Annotated in this window: 20 protein-coding genes and 6 tRNA genes; 9 read left to right on the top strand and 17 right to left on the bottom strand. The window is 38.7% G+C overall.

Translation table 11 applies throughout. The features are described 5' to 3' along the window. The first annotated feature begins 157 nt into the window (after positions 1-157). Positions 158-1,405, top strand: a complete 1,248-nt coding sequence (locus tag J576_RS12765) for a YihY family inner membrane protein (RefSeq protein WP_002050751.1) — start codon at positions 158-160, stop codon at positions 1,403-1,405. A gap of 20 nt (positions 1,406-1,425) precedes the next feature. On the opposite strand, the gene J576_RS12760 is transcribed toward J576_RS12765, so the two are convergent. After that, entirely contained in the window at positions 1,426-2,340 is a 915-nt protein-coding gene (locus J576_RS12760; RefSeq protein ID WP_002050787.1) for a DMT family transporter, read from the bottom strand. A 105-nt stretch (positions 2,341-2,445) separates the two neighbouring features. On the opposite strand from J576_RS12760, the gene J576_RS12755 reads away from it, so the two are divergent. Then, a complete protein-coding gene (locus tag J576_RS12755; protein ID WP_002050745.1) occupies positions 2,446-3,240 on the top strand; it encodes an AraC family transcriptional regulator in 795 nt (264 codons plus the stop codon). Between the two features lie 75 nt (positions 3,241-3,315). On the opposite strand, the gene J576_RS12750 is transcribed toward J576_RS12755, so the two are convergent. Next, entirely contained in the window at positions 3,316-3,957 is a 642-nt protein-coding gene (locus tag J576_RS12750) for a fumarylacetoacetate hydrolase family protein (RefSeq protein ID WP_002050743.1), read from the bottom strand. Between the two features lie 39 nt (positions 3,958-3,996). Then, positions 3,997-4,494 carry a YcxB family protein gene (locus J576_RS12745; protein WP_002050784.1) on the bottom strand — a complete coding sequence of 166 codons (498 nt, stop codon included), beginning with the start codon at positions 4,492-4,494 and terminating at the stop codon, positions 3,997-3,999. Positions 4,495-4,717: 223 nt separating this feature from the next. Here J576_RS12745 and J576_RS12740 point away from each other — a divergent pair, with 223 nt between their 5' ends. After that, positions 4,718-5,410 carry a nitroreductase family protein gene (locus tag J576_RS12740; protein WP_002050755.1) on the top strand — a complete coding sequence of 231 codons (693 nt, stop codon included), beginning with the start codon at positions 4,718-4,720 and terminating at the stop codon, positions 5,408-5,410. 117 nt (positions 5,411-5,527) lie between these two features. Here the strand turns inward: J576_RS12740 and J576_RS12735 are convergent. Then, positions 5,528-5,604 (bottom strand) — tRNA-Arg (locus tag J576_RS12735). Positions 5,605-6,196: 592 nt separating this feature from the next. Here J576_RS12735 and J576_RS12730 point away from each other — a divergent pair. Beyond that, positions 6,197-8,557, top strand: coding sequence for a beta strand repeat-containing protein (locus J576_RS12730; protein WP_033855616.1), 2,361 nt, complete (start codon positions 6,197-6,199; stop codon positions 8,555-8,557). 69 nt (positions 8,558-8,626) lie between these two features. Here the strand turns inward: J576_RS12730 and J576_RS12725 are convergent, their stop codons facing one another. From J576_RS12725 to J576_RS12700, 6 genes are all read right to left on the bottom strand, one after another. Continuing rightward, on the bottom strand, positions 8,627-9,220 hold the full coding sequence (locus J576_RS12725; protein ID WP_002049730.1) for an HAD family hydrolase: 594 nt from the start codon (positions 9,218-9,220) through the stop codon (positions 8,627-8,629). 107 nt (positions 9,221-9,327) lie between these two features. After that, positions 9,328-9,404, bottom strand: a tRNA-Arg gene (locus J576_RS12720). A 39-nt stretch (positions 9,405-9,443) separates the two neighbouring features. Beyond that, positions 9,444-9,520 (bottom strand) — tRNA-Arg (locus J576_RS12715). Positions 9,521-9,559: 39 nt separating this feature from the next. After that, positions 9,560-9,636, bottom strand: a tRNA-Arg gene (locus tag J576_RS12710). Positions 9,637-9,675: 39 nt separating this feature from the next. Continuing rightward, a tRNA-Arg gene (locus J576_RS12705) sits at positions 9,676-9,752 on the bottom strand. A 10-nt stretch (positions 9,753-9,762) separates the two neighbouring features. After that, positions 9,763-9,853: transfer RNA gene (locus J576_RS12700), tRNA-Ser, on the bottom strand. A 261-nt stretch (positions 9,854-10,114) separates the two neighbouring features. Between J576_RS12700 and rnr the strand changes: the two genes are divergently transcribed. From rnr to J576_RS12680, 4 genes are all read left to right on the top strand, one after another. Further along, positions 10,115-12,535: a ribonuclease R gene (gene rnr / locus J576_RS12695; protein ID WP_002049749.1), complete on the top strand. Its 2,421-nt coding sequence runs from the start codon at positions 10,115-10,117 to the stop codon at positions 12,533-12,535. Between the two features lie 133 nt (positions 12,536-12,668). Beyond that, a complete protein-coding gene (locus J576_RS12690) occupies positions 12,669-14,723 on the top strand; it encodes a M3 family metallopeptidase (RefSeq protein WP_025467792.1) in 2,055 nt (684 codons plus the stop codon). Between the two features lie 40 nt (positions 14,724-14,763). After that, positions 14,764-14,973: a YheV family putative zinc ribbon protein gene (locus J576_RS12685; RefSeq protein ID WP_002049754.1), complete on the top strand. Its 210-nt coding sequence runs from the start codon at positions 14,764-14,766 to the stop codon at positions 14,971-14,973. An 11-nt stretch (positions 14,974-14,984) separates the two neighbouring features. Continuing rightward, entirely contained in the window at positions 14,985-15,416 is a 432-nt protein-coding gene (locus J576_RS12680) for a hypothetical protein (protein WP_002049742.1), read from the top strand. A 147-nt stretch (positions 15,417-15,563) separates the two neighbouring features. Here J576_RS12680 and J576_RS12675 read toward each other — a convergent pair whose 3' ends face one another. The 5 genes from J576_RS12675 to J576_RS12655 all read right to left on the bottom strand — a co-directional run bounded on the left by J576_RS12675 (position 15,564) and on the right by J576_RS12655 (position 21,103). Continuing rightward, complete coding sequence (locus J576_RS12675; RefSeq protein WP_025467793.1) at positions 15,564-17,759, bottom strand: TRAP transporter large permease subunit; 2,196 nt, start codon at positions 17,757-17,759, stop codon at positions 15,564-15,566. A 187-nt stretch (positions 17,760-17,946) separates the two neighbouring features. Continuing rightward, positions 17,947-18,513, bottom strand: a complete 567-nt coding sequence (gene rrtA, locus J576_RS12670; RefSeq protein WP_002049725.1) for a rhombosortase — start codon at positions 18,511-18,513, stop codon at positions 17,947-17,949. An 83-nt stretch (positions 18,514-18,596) separates the two neighbouring features. Continuing rightward, positions 18,597-19,682: a hypothetical protein gene (locus tag J576_RS12665; RefSeq protein WP_002049690.1), complete on the bottom strand. Its 1,086-nt coding sequence runs from the start codon at positions 19,680-19,682 to the stop codon at positions 18,597-18,599. A 767-nt stretch (positions 19,683-20,449) separates the two neighbouring features. After that, the gene (locus J576_RS12660; RefSeq protein WP_025467795.1) at positions 20,450-20,839 is read right to left on the bottom strand and encodes a hypothetical protein; all 390 of its coding nucleotides are present in this window, start codon (positions 20,837-20,839) and stop codon (positions 20,450-20,452) included. Positions 20,840-20,845: 6 nt separating this feature from the next. After that, positions 20,846-21,103 carry an FAD assembly factor SdhE gene (locus tag J576_RS12655; RefSeq protein WP_002049719.1) on the bottom strand — a complete coding sequence of 86 codons (258 nt, stop codon included), beginning with the start codon at positions 21,101-21,103 and terminating at the stop codon, positions 20,846-20,848. A 189-nt stretch (positions 21,104-21,292) separates the two neighbouring features. Between J576_RS12655 and J576_RS12650 the strand changes: the two genes are divergently transcribed. Further along, positions 21,293-22,465 (top strand): acyl-CoA dehydrogenase family protein, encoded by a 1,173-nt coding sequence (locus J576_RS12650; RefSeq protein ID WP_002049748.1) that lies wholly within the window; start codon positions 21,293-21,295, stop codon positions 22,463-22,465. A 48-nt stretch (positions 22,466-22,513) separates the two neighbouring features. Here the strand turns inward: J576_RS12650 and J576_RS12645 are convergent, their stop codons facing one another. Together J576_RS12645 and rplQ are read right to left on the bottom strand one after the other, a co-directional pair. After that, entirely contained in the window at positions 22,514-24,004 is a 1,491-nt protein-coding gene (locus tag J576_RS12645; RefSeq protein ID WP_002049727.1) for a flavin-containing monooxygenase, read from the bottom strand. Positions 24,005-24,185: 181 nt separating this feature from the next. Continuing rightward, positions 24,186-24,563, bottom strand: coding sequence for a 50S ribosomal protein L17 (gene rplQ, locus J576_RS12640; RefSeq protein ID WP_002049717.1), 378 nt, complete (start codon positions 24,561-24,563; stop codon positions 24,186-24,188). Positions 24,564-24,567 lie beyond the last annotated feature (4 nt).

Below are 24,567 nucleotides of genomic sequence, written 5' to 3'. Positions count from 1 at the left end.
CTACCTTTTGTTACCATGATACATAGGGAACTTTCAGAATACTTTTTTATTCTTTAGGTTAAAGTTTTCCTCACACCAACCATGGTGTTCTCAACCGAATACACTGGTGAATATCAATCACCCACATCATGATTAAAAAAATCGGGATAGATGACGCATGTTAGAACGTTTTTTGAAGAGACTTCCTTTTTATAACAAGACCTGGTTTCAATTTATTTTATTCGTAATTAAGCGTTTCGAAGCTGATCGTTGCCGGGAACAGGCAGGCTCTCTCACCTACACAACTCTTTTTGCCGTTGTGCCGATGCTAACGGTATTTTTAGTTATTATTTCTTCAATTAAAGCGTTAGAACCAGCCAGACAACAGTTACAGCACTTAATTTATAGTAATTTTTTACCTAAAAGCACAATTGCATTTGATAAAGCACTTAATGCTTTTACTGAAAAATCTAGCAATTTAACTGTGATTGGCGTGTTATTTCTATTTGTCACCACAGTTTTAATGCTGACCACAATTGAAACTGTTTTTAATCGTATATGGCGAGTAAAAGAAACCCGTAGCGGCATTGTTGGCTTTATGCGTTATTGGACCATTATCTCACTTGGTCCGATTATTTTAGGCAGTGCATTTGTTATTTCATCAACTGTTGCATCTATGAACTTATTGAGTAATAACTTCACGGGCTACCAACTTGATGGTGCATTCTTGCTCTGGCTTATTTCTTTTGTTCTTACTGTTCTAGGTTTTTTCATTTTATATTGGACTATTCCCAACCGCACAGTCCCTCTATTTTCAGCAGCAATTGCCGCCTGTTTAAGTGCTGTACTGTTTGAAATACTCAAAAATTTATTTAGCTTTGTGATGTCAAACTTTACCAGTTATGAAATCATATATGGCGCATTTGCAGCAGTGCCTATTTTCCTATTATGGGTCTTCTTATCTTGGAATATTGTGTTGCTCGGTGTCGAGGTGAGTTTTGCGCTTACTGCTTTTCATTCGGGTAAAGAACAAAAAAGACATCCCGTACTCATGCTACTTGATATTTTAGAATTATTTTATAAAAAGCAAAAACTTGGTGAAAGTGTAAGTGATAAAGAAGCATTGGCAATTTTAGGCCGTGGTGAGATTGGCCGTTGGCCCGCTTATGTGGTTTTACTCGAAGAGCAAAATTTAGTGAAACGTACAGATAAAGATGAATATGTTTTAGTGCGTAATTTATCTCAAGTCGATTTTTGGAGCTTCTTTACTGCATTGCCTTATCCACTTCCTTTACGTCCGGATGTATTAAATGTACATGATGATGATGAATGGATGGAAAGAATTGGCCCTGCTTTAGTAGAATCAAATGACTATTTAGCTGCGAAACTCTCAATTCCACTTTCAACAATTTTTGAAGAGAAATAATATTTAACTCACAACAGGGCTTAACCTTTGTTTAGTTGGCCCTGCTTTAGACTCATCACAACTATTCCAGATAGCACTAAAATACTTCCAAAAATAAATTTAATTTCTAATTTTTCATTTAACAACAAAACACTAAACAGCACACCAAATAGTGGCGTCAGAAAAGAGAAAACTCCTAATCGTGAAGCTAAATAATTTCTGAGTAGCCAAAACCATAATAGTAAACTTGCAAAAGATACAATTAATGTTTGAAAGCTTAAGCTTAGAATTGTTAAAGCTGTTAAATGAATAGTTGTTTGACCTGTCAAAAAAGCGATTGAGATTAATAAAATAAAACAACCCGTTAATTGATAAAATAAAGTTTGAGTTGCTGGTGCTTGGGCTAAAGAAGATAAACGAACGATAATGGTACTCAGTGCCCATGCAAGTCCAGCCATAAGTGCATATAAATCACCTAATAAAACTTGCGCTATAGCTGGTGCATTTATAGCTGTGGTTGTAGGGTAAAATGTAATAATAATTCCCATAAAAGCTAAAGCAATACCTCCCCATTGCGCTCGGTTCAAGCGTTCAGTAGGAAATTTCCAATGTAATCCTAAGGCGACAAAAATTGGAGCGGTATAGAGTAAAACTACAGTGTGAGAAGTCGAAGTAAACTTTAAAGCTTCGGTAACGAAATAAAACTCTAATGAAAAAAATAAAGCGACAAGAGCACCAGCTTTACATTGCTGATAAGAAAACAGATGAATCGAATGATCCCGCCACAATAAAGGTAGAACTAGAACTGCAGATAAACCAGAGCGTAAAGCAATTTGCATAATCGGTGAAATATCTGGTGCTGCTATTTTCAGAACCACCTGTTGCAGCCCTAAGACCATACATAAAAGCACCATTAAAGCCGAGGCTCTGGCATCCAGATTTTTGCGCTCTTCCATATAGCACCTTTCTTTATAGCGAAAAATCTGACTATAGAACTGTCTTATTTACATGATATAGTGAAAAACAGACAATACATAAGCAATTTCAGGCAATTTTCAAAGATGAAAAAATCAGCTCAACGTGTGCAGGATTTTCAGGAAATTCCGGCTCATAACGCAATTCCTGATTTGCTTTGGTTCCGTGTCCGCAATGCACCCGCAGAAACGATTTATCCTCAACATGCGCATGCATGGGGTGAGTTTATTTATGCGTTTAGTGGTGTACTCGAAGTTAATATTGATCAAATTAATTATTTAACTCCGCCTCCTTATGGGATTTGGTTACCGCCTTATACTAAACATAGCGGAATTAACCGCAACCAAGTGACTCATGCAACTTTATATGTTCATGAAAGTCTGTGCCAAAAGTTACCGCAGAAAGCCGGTATCCTATTAACATCCCCACTTGTACCTGCTTTACTCGATCACTTGAGGCAAAATCCCCAAGATGAAACCCGGGTCGAATATATACGCCTACTCCAAGTTTTATTAGATCAACTCATAAAAGCTGATTTGGTCGGTAGTTATTTACCTACAACAAATCATCCAGCCTTAGCCAAAATACTAAATGATTTACATCAATGTCCTGCAGACAATAGTACTTTGCAAGAACTTGCTGAACGGAACAATATGACCGAAAGAACGTTAGCTCGTTACAGTCAAAAAGAGTTAGGAATGTCTTTACATGAGTGGAGACAAAGACTAAAAGTCATGAAAGCGATGACTATGCTCAATCAAGGTAAAACCATAGAAAACATTGCTTTTGATTTAGGCTACGCCAGTGCATCAGCATTTATATATATGTTTAAACGTTGGATGGGCTTTACACCAGACCAGTTCCGAAAGCTCTATCAATAAATTAATGTTGAGTATAATAAAAAACCCTATTATTGGTTCAATAATAGGGTTCAAAACTTAGTGAGGTAAATCAAATTATGCTTTCACAAAGGTTTCCCAAATAAAATCCTGAGTCGCACCTTTCAAAGTCATTTTTAGCTGATCACCAGCATGTAATGGTCCTACACCCGCTGGCGTGCCAGTCATAATGACATCGCCCGGTTCAAGTGAGAACACCTGATTAATATCTGTTAATAGATAAGCTATATTAAATATGAGTAAGGCGGTATTACCATCTTGACGCAGTTCATCATTAATATGGAAAGTAAATTTAGTTTCTTCCCAATTCTTAATTTCACTTACATCTACCCAGTCCGCAAGTACGCATGAGCCATCAAATGCTTTTGCTCTTTCCCAAGGTTGACCTTTATCTTTTAATTCATTTTGTAAGTCACGTAATGTTAAATCCAATCCTAAAGTCACTGCACCAATAGCTTGTAGTACTTTTTGCGGATCGGTTTCTCCTTTTAGTGGCTGATCAATACGTAAAACAAACTCACATTCGAAATGACAGCTACCCCAAGCAGGATTCCATGAAATACCGTCATCCAAACCAATCAAACTACTTGGAGGCTTGATAAACAATACTGGTCGTCCCGGCATTGCATTGTTCAGCTCTTTTACATGATCAGCATAACTTCTGCCCACACAAACGATTTTTGAAGGACGTGTTTTCATGAGGCTTCCTTTATTGTTGCGGCTAATAATTCCAATAACTTACTTCTTGAATGTATTTTCAAATATAGTTTGATCTGAAGCTTGAGCAAAGGCACGTTTCGGTACAATAATGACCGTTTTATTTTTTAACTCAAGCATATAAGTTAGTTTACCTTTGGCAAAAGTCTGCACATCACCATACTGTACAACTTGTTTACGGCCAGTAGCATAAAGTTCAAAGTAATCTTGATATAAATCGATCCCCTGCTCGCTCTTACCAAATTGATAACGAACAAATTGACGTTTAAACATCATAGGTAAAAGCCAATAGCGCATTAAACCTTGCATAATCAGGAAAAAAATACCCAAAGCAACATAGTAGCGACCAACGCCTGATAAGCCTAAATAAAAACCCCAAATAACAATTGCAATACTAATAACAGGGGTTAAAAAACGTGTAAATTGTTTCTTTCCGAATGTCACCAAGCCAAACCCGTCTTGAGACTCTTCTAAATTTAAATAATAACGTAAAGATAAAGCGCTTTTTTGCTCGGTCATCACTATGTATCAATATTGAATAAATCGAAACTATTAGAGCATATTCATCTACGCTTTAAAATGAATCAAAAGTGATTTTTTATTTTTGCTCGAACTATAAAGCCTTCACTCATACAAGCTGCTTACTCGTTTCATATATAGAACGTAGATTCATATTTTTAAGGCTTATTCCATATCTTTAAATTTATAAAATACTTCTATTGTCTCTTTAGTGGAATACGTCATGTCTTTCTTTGCAAAACTATTTGGCTTAAATCAAAAAACGACAGCTCAAGAAGATGTGGCTTTAAAAGCCGCTCAAGAGCTAGAATCTTCAAATGAAACTTCTTTTATAGAACTCATTAAAAATCGCCGCTCTATTTATGCAATTGGAAATAACTTAAACCAATCAAATGATGAAATTGAAAAGTTAATTCAAGAAGCAATCAGACACAGCCCTTCTGCTTTTAACTCTCAATCATCTCGCGCTGTCATTTTATTTGGACAATCCCATCATAAATTCTGGGATACAGTTCTTGAAGTTTTAAAAAGTATTGTTCCAGCTGAAGCTGTATCTGGAACAGAACAAAAAATTCAAAGTTTTGCTGCTGGTGCAGGCACAGTTTTGTTTTATGAAGATCAGAACGTGGTTAAAGGTTTACAAGAACAGTTTGCAGCTTATGCTGATAATTTCCCGATCTGGTCAGAGCATTCAACAGCAATCGCACAATTTGCGGTCTGGAACATTTTAACCGAACAAGGTATTGGCGCTTCATTGCAACACTACAACCCAATTATTGATGAAAAAATTAATGTTTTATTTAATATTCCATCTGAATGGAAGCTAAGAGCTCAGTTAGTTTTTGGTTCTATTGAAGCTAAAGCTGGCGAAAAAACCTTTATTGATGATGAAAGCCGTTTTAAAACATTCGGATAATAGTTTTTTTTGAATTTAGAACTTTTTAAAGCTGGTCGCCATGTGCACCAGCTTTTTTATTAGAATCCATATAAAATAGGCACAAAAAAACCGCTATATAGCGGTTAATTCTTCAAGTGGTGCGCTCAGAGAGATTCGAACTCCCGACCCCTTAGTTCGTAGCCAAGTGCTCTATCCAGCTGAGCTATGAGCGCGTACTTGATGGAGGGCATTATACGCAGTTTTTTCATTTTAGAAAGACCTTTTTCATCTTTTTGTCATCAAGCGTCTAGTTCTTAGCCATAATAAAATACCTCAGTAACATAGCTGTCCAAAAAAGGATTGTTTGCCCATAAAATGTATTTGAAATATTTTTTTGCAATTAAAGTTTTCTGTCTTCATCTATCCAATTTGGGCATTTTGGCCAAATTGACAGAAATAAAAGCCTAGCTTTTTAGTCAGGATTATATAAATAATATATTTCTACTTATGCAAAAGTATTTTTATAAATAAAATTATTTAGCATTAATAATTATAAAAATTAATAATAAAATGAGAGAAACATACATTCATCTTCAAACTATATATTATAAAAAAAATTATTATTTTTATGTCTAAATCAGAATGAATAACTAATTGTCAAAATATTATAAGTATCAAATTATTTGAGTAGAAATATGCATTGACACTTTTTGAGATCTACCCAATACTAAATTTTAATTATTGAGAAACATATCTCAATAATTGCCTAACGCAATAAATAAATACTTACTTAAAAATACATAAATATACAGGAAATAGACCATCATGTTCTTACTGAAAAATCTCGTATCTTCGATAACAAAAGTTACTCAGGACCTGGGTAATGTTGTATCGGTGAATCCTGTTGTAAACACAGGTTCTCCTGTTAATGTAAACGTTTCTGACATAAATATTGCTAATGGAAATGTTTCAACATCAGGCTTACTCTCTAATGTACTTTCAACTGTAACCAATACAGTCTCGCATGCTACAACAGGATTAGTTTCTGATGTAGTGGGTACCGTAACTGGTACTGCAGGCTCAACAAATCCATTAGGAACCATAACCAATGTGGTAGGTGGTTTAACTGGTGGCGTGACTGGCGGTAGCCCTGTTGGTGGATTAACCAACGTTATTGGTGGTGTAACTGGCGCTATTGGCGGTGTAACTGGTGGTGCTACTGGTAGCAATCCTGTTGGTACCGTGACCGATATTATTGGCGGTGTCACTGGTGGTGTAGTCGGAGGCGGAACTTCTCCACTGGCACCAGTTGTTAACGTCGTACAAAGCGGTATTGACGTGCTACAAGGTGTCGAAAGTCTAAAAACCAGCATTATTAATACAGGCATTAATACTGTTGCGGACACTGTAGTTGGCGTACTTCCTCAAACTGAACATCCTGTTACTGATATTGCTCACCTCGGTACATTAACTTTTGAAACTTCTCGCGATACTGTAAATGGTGCTTTAGAAACAGTTTCTCATTTAGTAGGTGGTGACATCCAAGGAGCTACCCAATCTGCAACAGGTATTCTTGGAACACTTGTTCATAACGGTTCAACTGCAACTGGTATTTTAACTGACATTCTTGGTGGTGTGACAGGTGCTATTGGCGGTGTAACTGGTGGCGCTACTGGTGGCAACCCGCTTGGTACTGTAACTGACATTATTGGTGGTGTAACTGGCGCTATCGGTGGTGTTACTGGTGGTACTACTGGCGGTAACCCGCTTGGTACTGTGACTGACATTATCGGTGGTGTGACGGGCGGGATTATTGGTGGTGGTGCATCTCCTATTTCCCCAGTTGTTGATGCCGTTCAAAGTGGTATTGATGTTCTTCAAGGTGTGGAAAGTTTAAAAACTAGCATTATTAATACAGGCATTAATACTGTTGCAGACACTGTAGTTGGCGTACTTCCTCAAACTGAACACCCTGTTACTGATATTGCTCACCTCGGTACATTAACTTTTGAAACTTCTCGCGATACTGTAAATGGTGCGCTTGAAGTTGTATCTGATTTAGTGGGCGGCAATATCCAAGGTGCAACTGATCATGCGACTGGTATTGTCAACACTCTCGTTTCAAATGGCACAACTGCGACTGGCATTTTAACCGACATTCTTGGTGGCGTAACTGGTGCTATTGGTGGTGTTACTGGTGGTACCACTGGCGGTAACCCGCTTGGTACTGTGACTGATATCATCGGTGGTTTAACTGGTGGTGTTACTGGTGGCAACCCTCTTGGCACTGTGACTGACATTATCGGTGGTGTGACGGGCGGTGTTACTGGCGGTAATCCTCTTGGTACTGTGACTGATATCATCGGTGGTTTAACTGGTGGTGTTACTGGTGGTAACCCTCTTGGCACTGTGACTGACATTATCGGTGGTGTGACGGGCGGGATTATTGGTGGTGGTACATCTCCTATTTCTCCAGTTGTTGATGCCGTTCAAAGTGGTATTGATGTTCTTCAAGGTGTGGAAAGTTTAAAAACTAGCATTATTAATACAGGAATTAATACTGTTGCGGACACTGTAGTTGGCGTACTTCCTCAAACTGAACACCCTGTTACTGATATTGCTCACCTCGGTACATTAACTTTTGAAACTTCTCGCGATACTGTAAATGGTGCGCTTGAAGTTGTATCTGATTTAGTGGGTGGCAATATCCAAGGTGCAACTGATCATGCGACTGGTATTGTCAACACTCTCGTTTCAAATGGCACAACTGCGGCTGGCATTTTAACCGACATTCTTGGTGGTGCGACTGGTGCTATTGGCGGTGTTACTGGTGGTGTAGGCGGTGATAGTCCACTTGGCACTGTAACTGACATTATTGGTGGTTTAACTGGTGGTGCTACTGGAAGTAACCCACTTGGCACAGTTACCGATATTATTGGTGGTGTGACTGGGGGCACAGCTGGCAGCAACCCTATCGGTGTCGTAACAGATATCGTAGGTAGCTTAACTGGTGGCGTAACTGGTACAGGTGGCACAGATGTTATTTCTAACTTATTAGGTGGAGTAACTGGTAACTTAGGCGGAGTAACTTCTACAGTATCTAACGTAACAGATACGGTTCATACTTTAGTACCTCAGTCACTACTTACTGACCACTTCTTAAATATCTCTGTACATACTGTTTAATAATCTTCAAGAAAGCCACTGATAAAGTGGCTTTCTTTTTTAAATATATTTTTAAATATTAATTAATAATTAATTCATCTCTTGCCATCTATAATATTTCTTATGTGCTAGCTCCAACATTGCATAATCATTAGGAGTATCTCCATAAGCATAAATTGTAGAATATTGGGTTAGGTCATATTTATTTTTTATTCTATTTACTTTTTCTAAATAACCACAATCACCATTAATAAAATTACCCGTTAAAATACCATTATCTATTTCAAGTTGATTACAGATAACATCCAAACCTAAAGACTGACACCAACTTTCTAAATAAACACCCAATGAAGCGGATACCACAACAACCTGATCTCCTTGCTGTTTATGCCAGTGAATACGTTCTAAAGCATTTTCACGAATACAGGTAGGAATTACCGTTTTAGCAAACTCTTGTCCCATATATTTTAGAGAGTTTGCATCATAGCCTATATATCCCACCTGACAGAGCTTAGTTCGTATGGTTTTATCCGTTACCCATCCGAACTTATATCCTGCAATATAAGGCGCAAGCCGAAGACCACCTAATATTTGAGTTTTTCTACTCAAAGAGAATTTAAGAAATAAACTAAAAGTATCGTTATGAGTGATCGTGCCATCAAAGTCAAATAAAGCCAGATTCATTTATCATTATCTCTAATATAATTAAAAAGTTATAAATTTAGATTTTTAAAATTTTACTAAATAACAGGCACAAAAAAACCGCTATAAAAGCGGTTAATTCTTCAAGTTGGTGCGCTCAGAGAGATTCGAACTCCCGACCCCTTAGTTCGTAGCCAAGTGCTCTATCCAGCTGAGCTATGAGCGCGTAACTTGTGTGCTTTTCAGCGATTCGTTCTGTTTTACTTGGTGCGCTCAGAGAGATTCGAACTCCCGACCCCTTAGTTCGTAGCCAAGTGCTCTATCCAGCTGAGCTATGAGCGCGTAACTTGTGTGCTTTTCAGCGATTCGTTCTGTTTTACTTGGTGCGCTCAGAGAGATTCGAACTCCCGACCCCTTAGTTCGTAGCCAAGTGCTCTATCCAGCTGAGCTATGAGCGCGTAACTTGTGTGCTTTTCAGCGATTCGTTCTGTTTTACTTGGTGCGCTCAGAGAGATTCGAACTCCCGACCCCTTAGTTCGTAGCCAAGTGCTCTATCCAGCTGAGCTATGAGCGCATTAAGTAAATGGCGGTGAGAGAGGGATTCGAACCCTCGATACCAGTAATAGGTATGCTTCCTTAGCAGGGAAGTGATTTCAGCCACTCATCCACCTCACCGGAACGAGCCGCCATAATACAAACTAAAACCTTATTGTTCAAGTCATCATACTGAAATTTTCTTATTTTTTCGTTCAATGAATTATTTTTTAAGCAATTCCCTTATTATTTTCGTCTTTTTCGATCAAACGCTTGTTAAGATAGATATTATTTCTTCATTAAAATACAGTAGCGCATAACACATTATTGCAAACCTAAACGTGCAGTTCGGGTCTGCATGACTTATGCTAAACTTATCTGCCAAGCGTGAAACCAAAAGACATGACAAAAAACTGGGCTGATCCCGAAGCGAAAGCTGAAGCTGAACGTTATGACAATCCTATTCCAAGCCGTACTCTAATATTAGATACGTTGGAACAATTGCAAACGCCGCAATCTCATGCAGAACTTGTTGACCATTTTCATATTCAAGACCAAAAAAGTATCGAAGCTTTAAGCCATCGCTTAAGTGCAATGGTTCGTGATGGCCAAATCATGAAAGAAGGGTTCAAGTTTCAGTTAGTGGCAGACCAACCAACCTATGAAGCCACTGTCTATATTAATAGTAAAGGTTTAGGCACTGCACATATTGATGGCCAAGATGATCTTTTGCTTCCTGAGCGCGAGTTACGTTTAGTCTTTAACGGCGATCGCGTCCGAGTTCGGCAGACCTCAGTAGACCGAAAAGGTAAACCGTGGGGTTTCATTACCGAGGTTCTCCAACACCGTGTAAAACAGTTAATTGGTAAATTGTCGATACACGAGGGTGAATACTTTATTCAACCCAATAATCCAAATCAGCATCAACCTATCCCATTAGAAAAAGAATTAGTTGCACATGCCAAAGCAAATGTTGGCGATATGCTTCGTGTTGCTATCGATACCTATCCAACCCGCGAAGAGTTTGCTACGGCGCATATTATTCAATCTATGGCCGATAAAGCGGATACAGAAATTATTATCCCACAAACCATTCTTGAGTTTGGCTTGCCTTATGAATTCCCAGATGAAGTTATAAAAGAAGCAGAAAGTTTTAAGGAACCTTCTGCACAAGACCGTGAAGGTCGAGTTGATTTAAGAGATTTAGCACTCGTCACAATCGATGGTGAAGATGCTCGAGATTTCGATGATGCTGTGTATGCAGAAAAACGTCCTGGTGGCGGTTATCGCGTTGTTGTAGCAATTGCTGATGTAAGCCACTATGTACGCCTAGGCTCAGCACTAAATGAAGAAGCAGAAGAACGTGGTACTTCAGTTTACTTCCCTCATTTTGTTTTACCAATGCTACCAGAAGCATTATCAAATGGATTGTGCTCACTTAACCCACACGTAGATCGTTTATGTATGGTCTGTGACTTGAAGCTCTCACGTACGGGCCGCGTAACTGGTTATGAGTTTTATCCATCGGTAATGCATTCAAAAGCGCGTTTGACCTATACACAGGTGGCGCAATACTTTGACGGTGCAACTGACGCAATTCCAAAAGATCGTGATATTCACAAATCGCTAAATACGCTTTTCCAGCTTTATCAGATTTTGAAAAATTTACGTGCTGATCGTCATGCAATGGAGTTTGAAACCATTGAAACGTACATGACTTTTGATGAGCTGGGCGGAATTAAAGAAATTTTGCCACGTACACGTAATGAAGCACACAAACTGATTGAAGAATGTATGTTGCTTGCTAACGTTGCTGCGGCTGAATATGCATTAGAACATGATATTCCAATGTTATATCGCGTACACGAAGCGCCTGAGTTCTCACGTATTCAGAAAGTAAAAGACTTTGTAAAACTTCTTGGCTTACCGTTCCCCGACCAACCAACTCAAGCAGATTATCAAAAAGTTATTGAGGCAACTAAAGACCGCATTGATGCGCCAAGCATTCATGCAGTGTTATTACGCTCAATGATGCAAGCTTACTATGGTGCAAAAAATGCCGGTCACTATGGTTTAGCTTATGAAGCTTATACACACTTCACTTCACCAATTCGCCGCTACCCAGATTTATTGTTACATCGTGCCATTAAAGCGCATCTTAAACAAAAGCCTTATCCGCTTTCTGGTGCGGCTTTAGATGATGCTGGTGAACATTTCTCTCAAACCGAGCGTCGTGCTGATGAAGCATCTCGTAGTGTAACGACTTGGTTAAAGTGCCACTATATGCAACAGCACTTAGGTGATGAGTTCATTGGTATTGTAAGTGCTGTCACTGAATTTGGTCTATTCGTTACTCTTAAAGATCTCTATGTTGATGGCATGATTCATATTAGCCAACTCGGCGATGATTTCTTTATTTATGATCAAGCGAGTCAAAACCTTATTGGACAAAATCGTGGTCAGGTTTTCGGTTTAGGCGATGAAGTTAAAATTCAGGTTGCTGGTGTAAATCTAGAAGAACGTAAGATCGATTTCCAACTTATTCAGCAAGTGACACATGCTGGACGAGTAGTTCGCAGTCGTGCCCCACGCACAACCAGAACAGCGGCACAAGCAACTGAAGAAGTTTTTGGCAAACCATCTACTCCTTCGAATGATGGTGAAAAACCTGTCCGTAAAAAGAAGGAAAAAGGTAAACCTAGTTCATATAGTAAAAAGTCTGGCAAAAAAACCTCTACGAAAACAGAAGCCAAGCCAGAAAAAGTAAAGAAAAAAGCGAAACCCAAAAAGAAAAAGTCGAATGCCAAGTCTAAGGCTGACTAATTCATAGATGTTTCTATTCCCTTTTATTAAGCTCCCAAGCATGGGGGCTTAATACTTTTAAAACGTTTATTTTCAAATTAAGCTTGATTTCCTGCCTAACAATACCTACATCTAATACTATGTTTAAAAAATAATGTGGCTATTAGCAATGACTTTACAGCAAGCGACTCTACCTACTCCCCGCTTTGACCAAATTACATTAGATAATTTAAAACAAGATATTCAACAAGCGATTCAAGCAGGACAAGAGTTCTTAAATACCCTTACGGCTGCACCATCCGAGACAGATCAGCAACTTGCCGTGCTTGAACAAATTGATGCACTTGAAAATAACCTCAGTGAATCATGGGGAGTGTTGTCACATTTAAATGCTGTGATGAGTAATGCTGAAACTAGAGGGGTCTACCAGTCGCTCTTACCTGCTTTAAGTGAATATTACACTCAGCTTGGCCAACATACGGCGCTGTACCAGACTTATCAACACATTCATGATGGTCAGAGCTATTCAACGTTAAGCCCCGCAAAACAAAGTGCGATCCGCCTTGCATTACGTGACTTTAAACTTTCTGGCGTTGCTTTAGAAGGTGAAGAGAAAAAACGCTATGCAGAAATTTCTGCACGTCTTTCACAGCTTTCTTCGGACTTCTCAAACCATGTACTTGATGCGACACAGGCTTATTTTAAACCACTGACAGAAGATCAGCTAAAAGGTCTCCCAGAAAGTAATGTTGAGTTATTAAAACAGTACGGCAAACAGCGTGAGCTTGATCAAGCAGTAGCAACTTTAGATTTCCCAGCTTATTTTGCCATTATGACCTATGCCGATGACCGTGCTTTGCGAGAAGAGCTTTATAAAGCTTATGTCACTCGTGCATCAGATCAATCTGAACAAACAGAATTTGATAACAGCAAGATTATGGAAGAAATCTTGAGCCTTCGCCAAGAGATGGCAAAACTACTTGGTTTCAATAACTACGCTGAATATTCTCTTGCTAGTAAAATGGCTCCAGATGTTAAAACTGTTCATGACTTTTTAGCCGACTTAGCTGAGCATGCACGTACCCCTGCTCTCCAAGAAGTTGCTGAGCTACAAGCCATTGCCAAACAAGATGGGATTGATGAACTCAAACCTTGGGATACCACTTACTATTCTGAAAAGCTTAAACAACAACAGTTCAATTTGTCACAAGAAGCATTAAAGCCTTATTTCCCTGCTCCGAAAGTCATTCAGGGTTTATTCCAGATTGTGCAGCGCCTATACGGTATTAATATTGTTGAACGTGAAGCTCCAGTTTGGCATCCAGATGCACGTTATTTTGAGTTAGAAGACCAAGGCCAAGTGATTGGTGGGTTCTACTTTGATTTATATGCACGTACAGGTAAACGCGGCGGTGCATGGATGAGTGGCTTCCGCTCACGTATGCAAACTGTTCATGGTTTACAAAAACCAATTTGCTATATGGTGTGTAACTTCACACCACCTGTAGGTAACCAGCCTGCCTTATTAACTCATGATGAAGTCATCACCTTATTCCACGAATTTGGCCATGGCTTACACCATATGCTCACTGAAGTAGATAATATTTCGGTTGCAGGTACTCACGGCGTTGCTTGGGATGCAGTCGAGTTACCAAGTCAGTTTATGGAGTTTTGGTCATGGGATAAAGAAAGTCTGGATGTTTTAAGTGAGCATATTGAGAGCAAGCAGACCTTACCTCAAGAGTTACTTGATGCTTTATTAAATGCACGTTTCTTCCAGTCTGGTATGCAAACTTTACGTCAGCTTGAATTTGCATTGTTTGATTTAACCATTCATACCAAAACACCTGCATTAAATAGTGAGCAAATTCAACAGACTTTAGATGCTATTCGTAAACAATATGCAGTGGTTCCAACTGTTGAATACAATCGTTTCCAACATAGCTTTAGTCATATTTTTGCAGGCGGCTACGCAGCGGGTTACTACTCTTACAAATGGGCGGAAGTTTTAGCAAGTGACGCATTTGACCGTTTCGAAAATGAAGGTATTTTCAATACTCAAACAGGTAAAGAATTCCGCCAAGCAATTTTAGCTGTAGGTGGAAAAGACACTGCTCTTGAAGCATTTGTGAATTTCCGCGGTCGTGAGCCAAAAATTGATGCATTGTTACGTCATCAAGGTTGGACGAATGACAATAAAACCGCTTAAACTATGGACCTAAATTGATCGTGTGGTTAGGGTGATAAAGATGAAAAAACGTTTCATTGCTGGAGCTAAATGTCCAAAATGTGAAGCCATAGATCGGATTGTCATGCTAACCACCGCTGAAGACGAATGGATTGAATGTATCGAATGCGGATATAGCGAAAATCGACCGACTCATGTTGATGAGCCCGAAACGCCTGCTATACCTGATGAAGTTGGAGTAATACAGTTCAAGCCTCGTCGTTCTGACTAAAGGTCTTAGACATGCCACTACAAAGAAAACAAAACTCAAAATTATTGTGGATTTTAATTGGGGGCTTAAGCATTCTCGTAGTGCTTTTTTTCGCAGCACAATGGTTTTTCAAAAAAACTGAATCGTCAGCGCCAATGGTTGATCCTCAACCAGCCTCGACACGTGTACCTCAAAAAACGACACAACCATCTGCAAGTTCGGAGCCTGTAGCTCAAACACACACTGCTAATTCGCAGCAACTTGTAAATGAAGATGTGCTCAAACAGCCTGTCCCTGAGCAAGAGTCTTTAGCAAAAGAAGAAGTTTCTAAACTTAATGACATTCATCAGCAGCTGCAAGATCAGGAAGCAACACTAAAAGCCCAGCATGCCGATGCAGACCAACTCATTAAGTTAAAAGAAGAGCAAGTAAAACTCCTTGAAGCTCAGGTTAAACAGCAATAGTATTTATTTAAATCTCATTATGATGCAAAAAGCTAGTTCACTCTGAACTAGCTTTCTATTTATTAAGAATTTTTATATCAAAATAACTACCACATAAAAAAACACCCTCCTTAAAGAGAGTGTTTTTATTGAGCTTACATATTTAGATTATTGGTACCAACCAAATAGTTTGAGTACTAATGGAGCATAAGTAACTAATACCAATGATGAGAACAAAACAATAATTGGTAATAACCAACGTTCATAACGGTAATAGAAACTTGTGTACTTCTCTTTCGCTTCTGCATCGGCAGCATTCACCTCATCATCACCAACGGATAACCGCGTTAATAGATGGTTCAAGGCAACTGGTGGTGTTACATAACCAAATTCGAATGCAACCAATACAATCATCCAGAAGTGAATTGGATGAATACCATTTTCGTAGGCTACAGGTGCAATCGTTGCTGCTACTAAAATTACCGCACCAAATGGATCGGTACACATACCAATAATGGCAAGTAGTAATGCAATAAATGCGAGCGAAATATAAATATTACCCAAATGAGTCGGCAACATTTCAACAATTTCGGTACGCTCGATTAAACCCCCCACACTTGCTGACAATGCCATCAAAATAATAAGTGCACCAATATGTCCAACTGTTTCTGATGTTGCAAAACGCAATGCACCACCAAAACCAAGACGGAACTGCGAACTATGCGGATCGTGTGATTGTAAGAACGGAGATTTTTTCTCATGTTCACGAACAATTGCTTCATGAATATTTAACGCTGGTGCCTCTTTAGGCATAACCATTTTATCGTACAAGATCATCGCAATAAGCACGAGAGGCAGAATCACTGGTGCAGTAAATTCGTTCATTCCTGTATCTAATGCATATTTATAAAATGCAAGAACAACTACTGTAATTAAGATATATGGAATAACAGGTACAAAAGCACGCGCCATACCTGGAAGTGCTACTTTCGGCGAGTTCACGCGGAACTTCTCTTCTGCCAAGAAAAGAGAAACACCCAAGAAAATAAATGCTGTTAGCCAGAAGACATAAATACCATGCCCAAATAATTCATCAGATGTAACATGACGGCTGTCCAACATGGCGATTAAAACCACCAAAAGACAAGGACGCACCACTACACCTAGTGAACCAGACATTGCAGATACAGCGAGTGCATATTGGCGGCGAGCACCAGCATTCCAAACTTCTTTATAAATAATCGCACCGGCTGCGATTACGAAAATTCCAGAAGCACCCGTATAAGCAGTCGGCACAGCAGCAGCGATTAAAATTAACCAAGTTAAAGTTTCTGGGGCCAAGTTCCATGGACGAAGTACGTTTAGGAATAAATCCATAACACGTGTTTGCGTGAGCAACATACCCGCCCAAATAAATAAGGCAAGGTTTAAGAAAATGCCCGAGAATTCTACCAACTGACCTAGGTAAATCCCTTGGCCCATTGGATAGTCCATAAAGAATGTAAAAGCTATACCTGTAATCACAGCCATATACGCATACAAAGGTACACATAATAAAGCTAGGCCAATATTGCCACCCTCACGTTTTGGCGCAGGGGAAACAAATAGCTGATAAAGGCTAATTAAGGTCAGAATGACAAACAAGATCATCCATAACCAATAAATAATGATTGTTTCATGAGTTGGAGAAACCCCTGAATTAATCACAGAACGGTACTGGCTAATTACTGAAGAACTGAGCAAGGCATTACCAAGCAACATAAAGAAGGCATACACTTTGTAGTCCAGCTTTGTTGCAGGGTTACGTAAACCAATATGGTGGAACTTCAACGATGCAGTAATCGCTGAAATCAAAACCATAAAGACCAGCAAAATTGCGCGATTTTCTGTACCAAATTTAAATATACCAAAGAAACCCGTTTCAATCGTACGGTATGTACGTACCCCTGGATGTGCTTCAATATATTTAATGGTTTTATCGTAAGCCAAATATTTATCTTCACATTGCTGCTGTGCTGCTAGTAAGGATGCACGGACATCACTTTCTGAAGCTGCACCAAAGAAGCTTGCGAAATCATCAGATGCATTTGCTTTCATTTGCTCTTTTACTTGAGCATCAATATTTGGGTGTCGATCACAAGATGGTTTTTCAGGCTCAGCACGCAAAAACGAATATTGCATGCCTGAAGCAGGGTCACCATAAAGGCTTTCCCCGATACGTAATAATTGTCCGTGGATCATTTCCCCGGTACCAATTATGAGCGTCATTAATAACAAAATGAGGATCACGAATGTTGAGATCCATTCGTTCCATACATAACCCAGCAGACCTAATCCAGATCTTTTTTCTTGATATTCTTGCATAAATATTCCAATTTTGTTCTCTCAAATCCCTCATAACAAAGGCTTTGAGTCATGCAATTTCCTTGGTCAGGGGTATCGTCCATTCCCCTTCTACCAATCCCTTTATTCAACGATCAAATTTGCATCAAACTTTATCAATAAAGAATGACTAAAATCTCTTTTTTAACAGTTTGTATTGTCAATCTTTCTATTTGAATCTTTGTATTAGCCAATAGCATCCTCCAAAGATTGCACCGCCTATCACCCCATATAAATGAGCTTCAGTTAAAACAGGACTTCCAATCAGCTGTGCTGTGCCTGTTTGACCAAATGTATTTTCCCAAATTAGCTTGGCGATAATTAAACCTAAAACCAGTAATGCAAAATTCCGTTCTTTACGGTATTGCAAATAAACTAAAGCAACAGCCGTATACAGCCCATGGAGCACTCCAGATAGACCGGCATATGCATCGATATAAGGCAAATAAAAATAGAAAACCAAACTAATAAAAGGCGGCAGAAGAAAAAGAAGACTTAAAATATGCCACACTTTGGTATGCGGAAATATGAAGGGCAAACATGCAAATGCCATCATATTTAATAGAAAATGAATCCAGCCGACATGTACCCAGTGTGCTGTCCACAAACGCCAAAATTCACCAAGTAAGCTTTCGCGCCAATAAATAAAATAGTCTGGAAATACCTGTAGACATGCAGAAACAGAAATGCACCCTGCGACCAAAAGCACTTTTTTATTGAGTACATGATCTTTCATAGCACACTCCTTTTAAAACTGAACTCCTTACGATTAATACGAAAATCAGTAGTAACGCAAGGAGTGAGTTTCTTCAGATCTTTTTACTGTGCAGGTGCAGTTGTTGAGTCAGCTGGAACTTCTGATGCAGCCCCACCATCAAATAACTCATCCAATTCTGCTGAACCTTCGTTTTTCTCATCCCAGAAATGAGACATACCACCATCGCCTGTACGAACACCGGTATGCTCAGTCCAGTAACGGTCAGAAATGCCACGAACGATTAAACCAGCCATACTATCAATTAACTTAAAGTTCGGATTAACTGGTTTATCATCTGCTTGAGATGCTGCATATGTTTTTAATGCGTCACGGATTTTTGCATCGTCACCACTCGCCTGAGCAGCTACAGCATAGAGTGCGTGAGACAAACGAACACCTTTTTGTTCACCAATTTGGACTGACTGTTTTAAAGTCTCATACGGATCAGGCTTACCTTCGTTAGCCCCTGGTAATAAAGTCCAGATCACCGCACGTGTTGCATTTGGTGCACCCCAGAACTTTTGGTTATCAAGGCAGACCATGCCACGCTCTACAATAGCAGCGATATCTTTCGGAACATTGACAGAACCACCTGAGTTAATATCATTCGTCACCGCTTGAAGACCGCTGATCATTCCAAGTAGATATACAGTCTGATCAGTATCACTACGCATAGTTGGACATGAGTCACCTAAATGGTACTTATATTTAGATTCCCAACGATCAGCGAATAATTTATAGCCGGTATATTGGCGTTCAGCAGCAATAGCAGCCCAACGCTTCTGCGCAATACGTGCATCTTGAGCTTCTGTAACCTGTCCTGCTTTTGAAGCGCGCAAGTAACGTAACTCCTGTTCTAATGCTTGGTTTTCCGCGCATACACCTGAGGCAGCATACATTAAGACAGCGACACGAGTAGGATCTGCACCCATACCCTTAGTCGACATGATTGCAGGAGTTAAGGCACTACCAGTATTACAAACCATTTCCGCATCTTGCATTGCTAAAATAGGTGGAACAACGTGCTTTTCCGTAAAACCTAAAGCAACATTTGCTCCACTTTTCACGACGTATGAACAACCTGATAAAACTGAAGCTGCAAGAAAACTCATCGCCAAACCTTGGCTTATTTTTTGGACTTTAGACATCTTCCTGTCCTCAATGTAATTTGTTTTTTCCTTTTCAGATGTACATTAGCAGATGCATATCTTGAATAAAAGAGTAATTACTCTAATTGTAGCGCTTATACTTTGACACACTTCACAGCAGATAAAATTGACAGTTTTTCAGGGAAACAAAAATTTTAGGCAAAAAAAAGTAGCATTGCGACGGTTCAGCACATGCTACTTATTAACTGGGATAAGCTTTTAACAGCTTATATTATTGTTGTTCTATATAATCCTTGAGTAAAGTTCCTGCTCTTCCTACTACTACAGCCATAACAACTGCAATTAACAGAAACATCCACATTGAAATCTCCATGAGAGACCTCCTTACTACATTCGCACCCAGTAAAACTGGACACTTGATGAAATTAATCGATTAACCAATTAAACTATTGACTGACCGACGACCTTTGCATCCTCTGTCTCTTAACTTTGCTATAATTAGCTTTATTAAGATGTTCCCTGAGTAAAGTTCCTGCTCTTCCTATCACCACTGCCAGAATGATGGCAATGACCAAGAACGACCATGTTGGCATCTCCATTTGAGACCTCCGACACACTTTACGTTGGTGTTTGTACTTTAACCGATAGAATAATAACCATATTGAGAAATTGTCCGACAATTAACTTTCTTGCTCTTTTTTCTGTATTTTAACTAGACAATTTAAATTTCCTGAAAAGAAATAAATATTAATTATTTGATTTTTAATGCTTTTAAATAAATATACAAATGTAGAATTGTCTAACAATTAATAAAATTTTTCTAAGGTTTTAAGTTGTTTCCACTGAGATAGAGGCATTTGATCAAACCAAATAACAGAAGTTAATGTCTTATGCCCTTCAAAATAGACCACTATGAAAATCTGATAATCAATTATTTTTAAAATCTCTACCCGAGAAATTGTTTGTTCTGAATGAAAGCTAAGTGACCATAATTTTTGATCTAAATGAGCAATTTGAGCGAGCTGTGGCCGCTTTAAAAAGAAAATAAAACTTATGAATAGTAAACTGACCGTAACCAACCACCATAGTATTGGTAGGAGTTGATAAAATAGAACTGCCAAACTTAAGCCAATAAAAAACTGAAATATAATCGCAAAACGGCTATATTTCAGTTTGAAATTCAAATGGTTGATCAAAACTAATCAGCCATGAACATAATGCTTTAATTTATGGATAAAATCACGTAACTCTGTACGTGGCGGTTCAGATACTTCCATAAACCAATCAAGTAAATCAGGATCTTCCTGCTCTACCAATTCAGCAAATAATGCTTTTTCTGCTGGATCTGCCTTTAAATAATAATTTTTCACATACGGGTCAAAATAGACATCAATTTCCTTTAAACCGCGGCGTGCGCGATAAACTACTTTACGTTCTTCCAAGGTCATTTCTTCAGACATTTATTTCCCCATCTGCGTTGATAGTGCGCCTAGTTTACCTGATCACATAAGAAAGTTCGCTAAAAATCTCAAATTGACCAAACTTATCACTTCATAGCTATAAATGAGCATTCATCACATTGTTAGACCTAGTAAGCTTCCCGTATGTTTAGACTTATAACATCAAGCCAAAACCAAGGAAGAAATACAATGCAATCTGGTGCTATTCGTCCCATTCCAAATATGTTACCTCGCCGTCTATTAAATGAAGAACATGAAGCTTTCCGAGAAACTGTACGCAAGTTTTATGAAAAAGAAGTTGTACCAAATACTGAAAAATATGAAAAACAACAACATGTTGACCGAGATCTTTGGAATAAAGCTGGTGCCTTAGGCTTACTGTGCACAACCATGCCTGAACAATACGGTGGCTCAGGTGTTGACCGCCTATACAGTATGATTCTTATTGAAGAACAAGCCTATGCAATGGACTCAAGTACAGGTTTTTCACTGCATTCCGATATTGTCGCGAACTATATCAATAACTTTGGAAACGAAGAACAAAAGCAAAAATGGCTCCCTAAAATGGCGACTGGTGAAACAGTAACCGCGATTGCCATGACCGAGCCAGGAACAGGATCCGATTTACAAGCTGTGAGAACGACTGCTGTTCTTGATGGCGATGAATATGTCATTAATGGTTCAAAAATATTTATTACCAATGGTTATTTGTGCGATATGGCTATCGTTGTTTGTAAAACAGGCAACAGTGATAAAGGCTCTGCCAATTTATCACTTATTATTGTTGAAGCTGATCGTGCAGGTTTTACTAAAGGTAAGCCACTCAACAAAATTGGCATGAAAGGCCAAGATACATGTGAACTTTTCTTCGACAACGTCCGTGTTCCTAAAGAAAATCTTTTAGGCATGGAAGGTATGGGCTTTATTATGCTCATGAAAGAATTAGCATGGGAGCGTATGTTGGTGGCAATTATCTGCCAAGCTGGTGCAGAAGCAGCGTTTGCTCATACTGTTCAATATACAAAAGATCGTAAAGCATTTGGCAAGCCAATTAGTGCTTTCCAGAATACACGTTTCAAACTCGCAGAATTACGTACAGAAATTGATTTCTGCCGTACCTATTTAGATCGTTGTATGGAATTACAACTCGATGAAAAATTGAGTGTTGAAGCAGCTGCAGCTGCAAAATATAAAATTTCAGATATGTTCTCAAAAGTTGTAGATGAATGTCTTCAATTACATGGTGGTTATGGCTATATGCTGGAATATCCAATTGCTCGCGCTTACATCGATCACCGAGCAAACCGTATCTATGCAGGTACCAATGAAATTATGAAAGAACTAATCTCTAGAACTCTTTAATCTTCACGATAAAAAGGAGGCTTATAGCCTCCTTTTTATATTTGAATATCAAGATACTAATTTGGGTTTACGTGTAGTAACTTCTGAATGCTTATGAAAGCGTAGAACACCATCATCAAATTTTGCATTTTTTAATGATTTTCGGTCTTCAAGATAATTATTAGTTACCTGCCATGGTGCTTGTTTACCTTGTTTAGGAATCACGTCAGCAGCACGACTAATATAACCAGATGATAAGCTACCCATGACTGTGTCCTCTTCCATCACAGTCTTATCACCAGATGGGATGACTTCATCATAATTATTCTTATCCATATAGTTTAATAAACGACAGATATAATCTGCTGCAATATCAACTTTTAATGTCCACGAAGCATTTACATAGCCAATAATCATCGCCATATTTGGTACATCGCTGAGCATCACGCCGTTATAAAGCATGTGTTCAGATGATTTAACTGGCTCTCCATCAATAGTTGCCTCCACACCGCCCATGATTTGAACCTGTAAACCAGTTGCAGAAACAATGATATCTGCATCAAGATGTTTACCTGATTTTAATTGAATACCGGTCTCAGTAAATTTTTCAATTTGATCAGTTTCAACACTCGCCTTACCTTCACGAAGAATTTTAAATAAATCACCATCAGGTACCACACACAAACGCTGATCCCAAGGGTTATATGAAGGTGTAAAATGTTTCATATCTACTTTACCCTTAAGCTGCATTTCAATTGCTTTTAAGAGTAAACGACGAACTGTCTTCGGATGCTTTTGAGACAATGCATAAATTGCCCGTTGCATACCAATATTACGTGCACGTGTAAATTTATAAGCCGCCTCTTCAGACATAAATCTACGTGTTTTTTCATAGATGAAATCAATAGACGGAACAGAAGCAATATAAGTCGGTGAACGTTGTAGCATCGTCACATGACCTGCGCCACCTTTTGACATAGCTGGTACTAAAGTAATTGCAGTAGCTCCACTACCAATAATTACTACTTTCTTACCCGTGTAGTCTAAATTCTCTGGCCAATGCTGCGGATGAATAAGTTGACCTTTGAAAACATCTTGATTTGGGAATGTCGGCGCATAGCCTTGATCATAATTATAATAACCTGTACAACCTACAACAAAGTTGGCTACCCAAGTCTGCTGTTTTTTATTACTGTCTTCGACAACAACATTCCACTTCTTAGATGAAGAATCATAATTTGCAGAAAGTACACGATGACCAAAATGAATTTTTTCTTTTAATTTAAATTCATCAATAACTTCGCCTAAATATCCTTTAATAGAAGCTCCATCAGCCAATACATTTGCTTTACGCCATGGTTTAAAGTTGAAACCAAAAGTTGACATATCTGAGTCTGAACGAATACCAGGATAACGAAAGAGGTCCCAAGTCCCACCAAAAGATTCACGACGCTCTAAAATTTCAAACTGACGTTGTGGAGAATTTTTAGATAAATGGGCAGCCATTCCGATTCCTGAAATGCCGGCACCAATGATTAGAATATCAACTTGCTTTTCCATTTTATTTTTATACCCATTGTTGAGAATATGACTTTATTAAAGCACAATTTTGACAATACACAATGTCAAGTTTGACCGTTTATCCGTTTTTTTATGTCACTTGAGGACAATTTTTAAATTTTCCATTTTTCAAAACATAAAAAAGACCGGCATAAAGCCGGCCTTTTTCGAATAATATCAATTATTCAGCTGAAGTGTTCACTTCACGATCTACAAGCTCAACGTAAGCCATCGGTGCTGCATCACCAGCACGGAAGCCCGCTTTAAGAACACGTAGATAACCGCCGTTACGTTCTTTGTAACGAGGGCCGAGTACGGTAAATAATTTACCAACAGTTGCAGCATTACGAGTACGAGCAAATGCTAAACGACGATTTGCTACAGTATCGTTTTTTGCTAGAGTGATTAAAGGCTCAGCAACACGACGTAATTCTTTAGCTTTAGGAACAGTTGTTTTGATCAACTCGTGTTCAAATAAAGAATTAGCCAAGTTTTGGAACATCGCTTTACGATGGCTGCTTGTACGGCCTAATTTCACACCACTATTACGATGACGCATGGTG

It is taken from the genome of Acinetobacter sp. 766875, from assembly GCF_000582055.1.
In the GTDB taxonomy this organism is placed as follows: Bacteria; Pseudomonadota; Gammaproteobacteria; order Pseudomonadales; family Moraxellaceae; genus Acinetobacter; species Acinetobacter nosocomialis.
The sequence above is the reverse complement of the archived record's forward strand: the minus strand, read 5'-3'. Positions and strand labels throughout refer to the sequence as shown.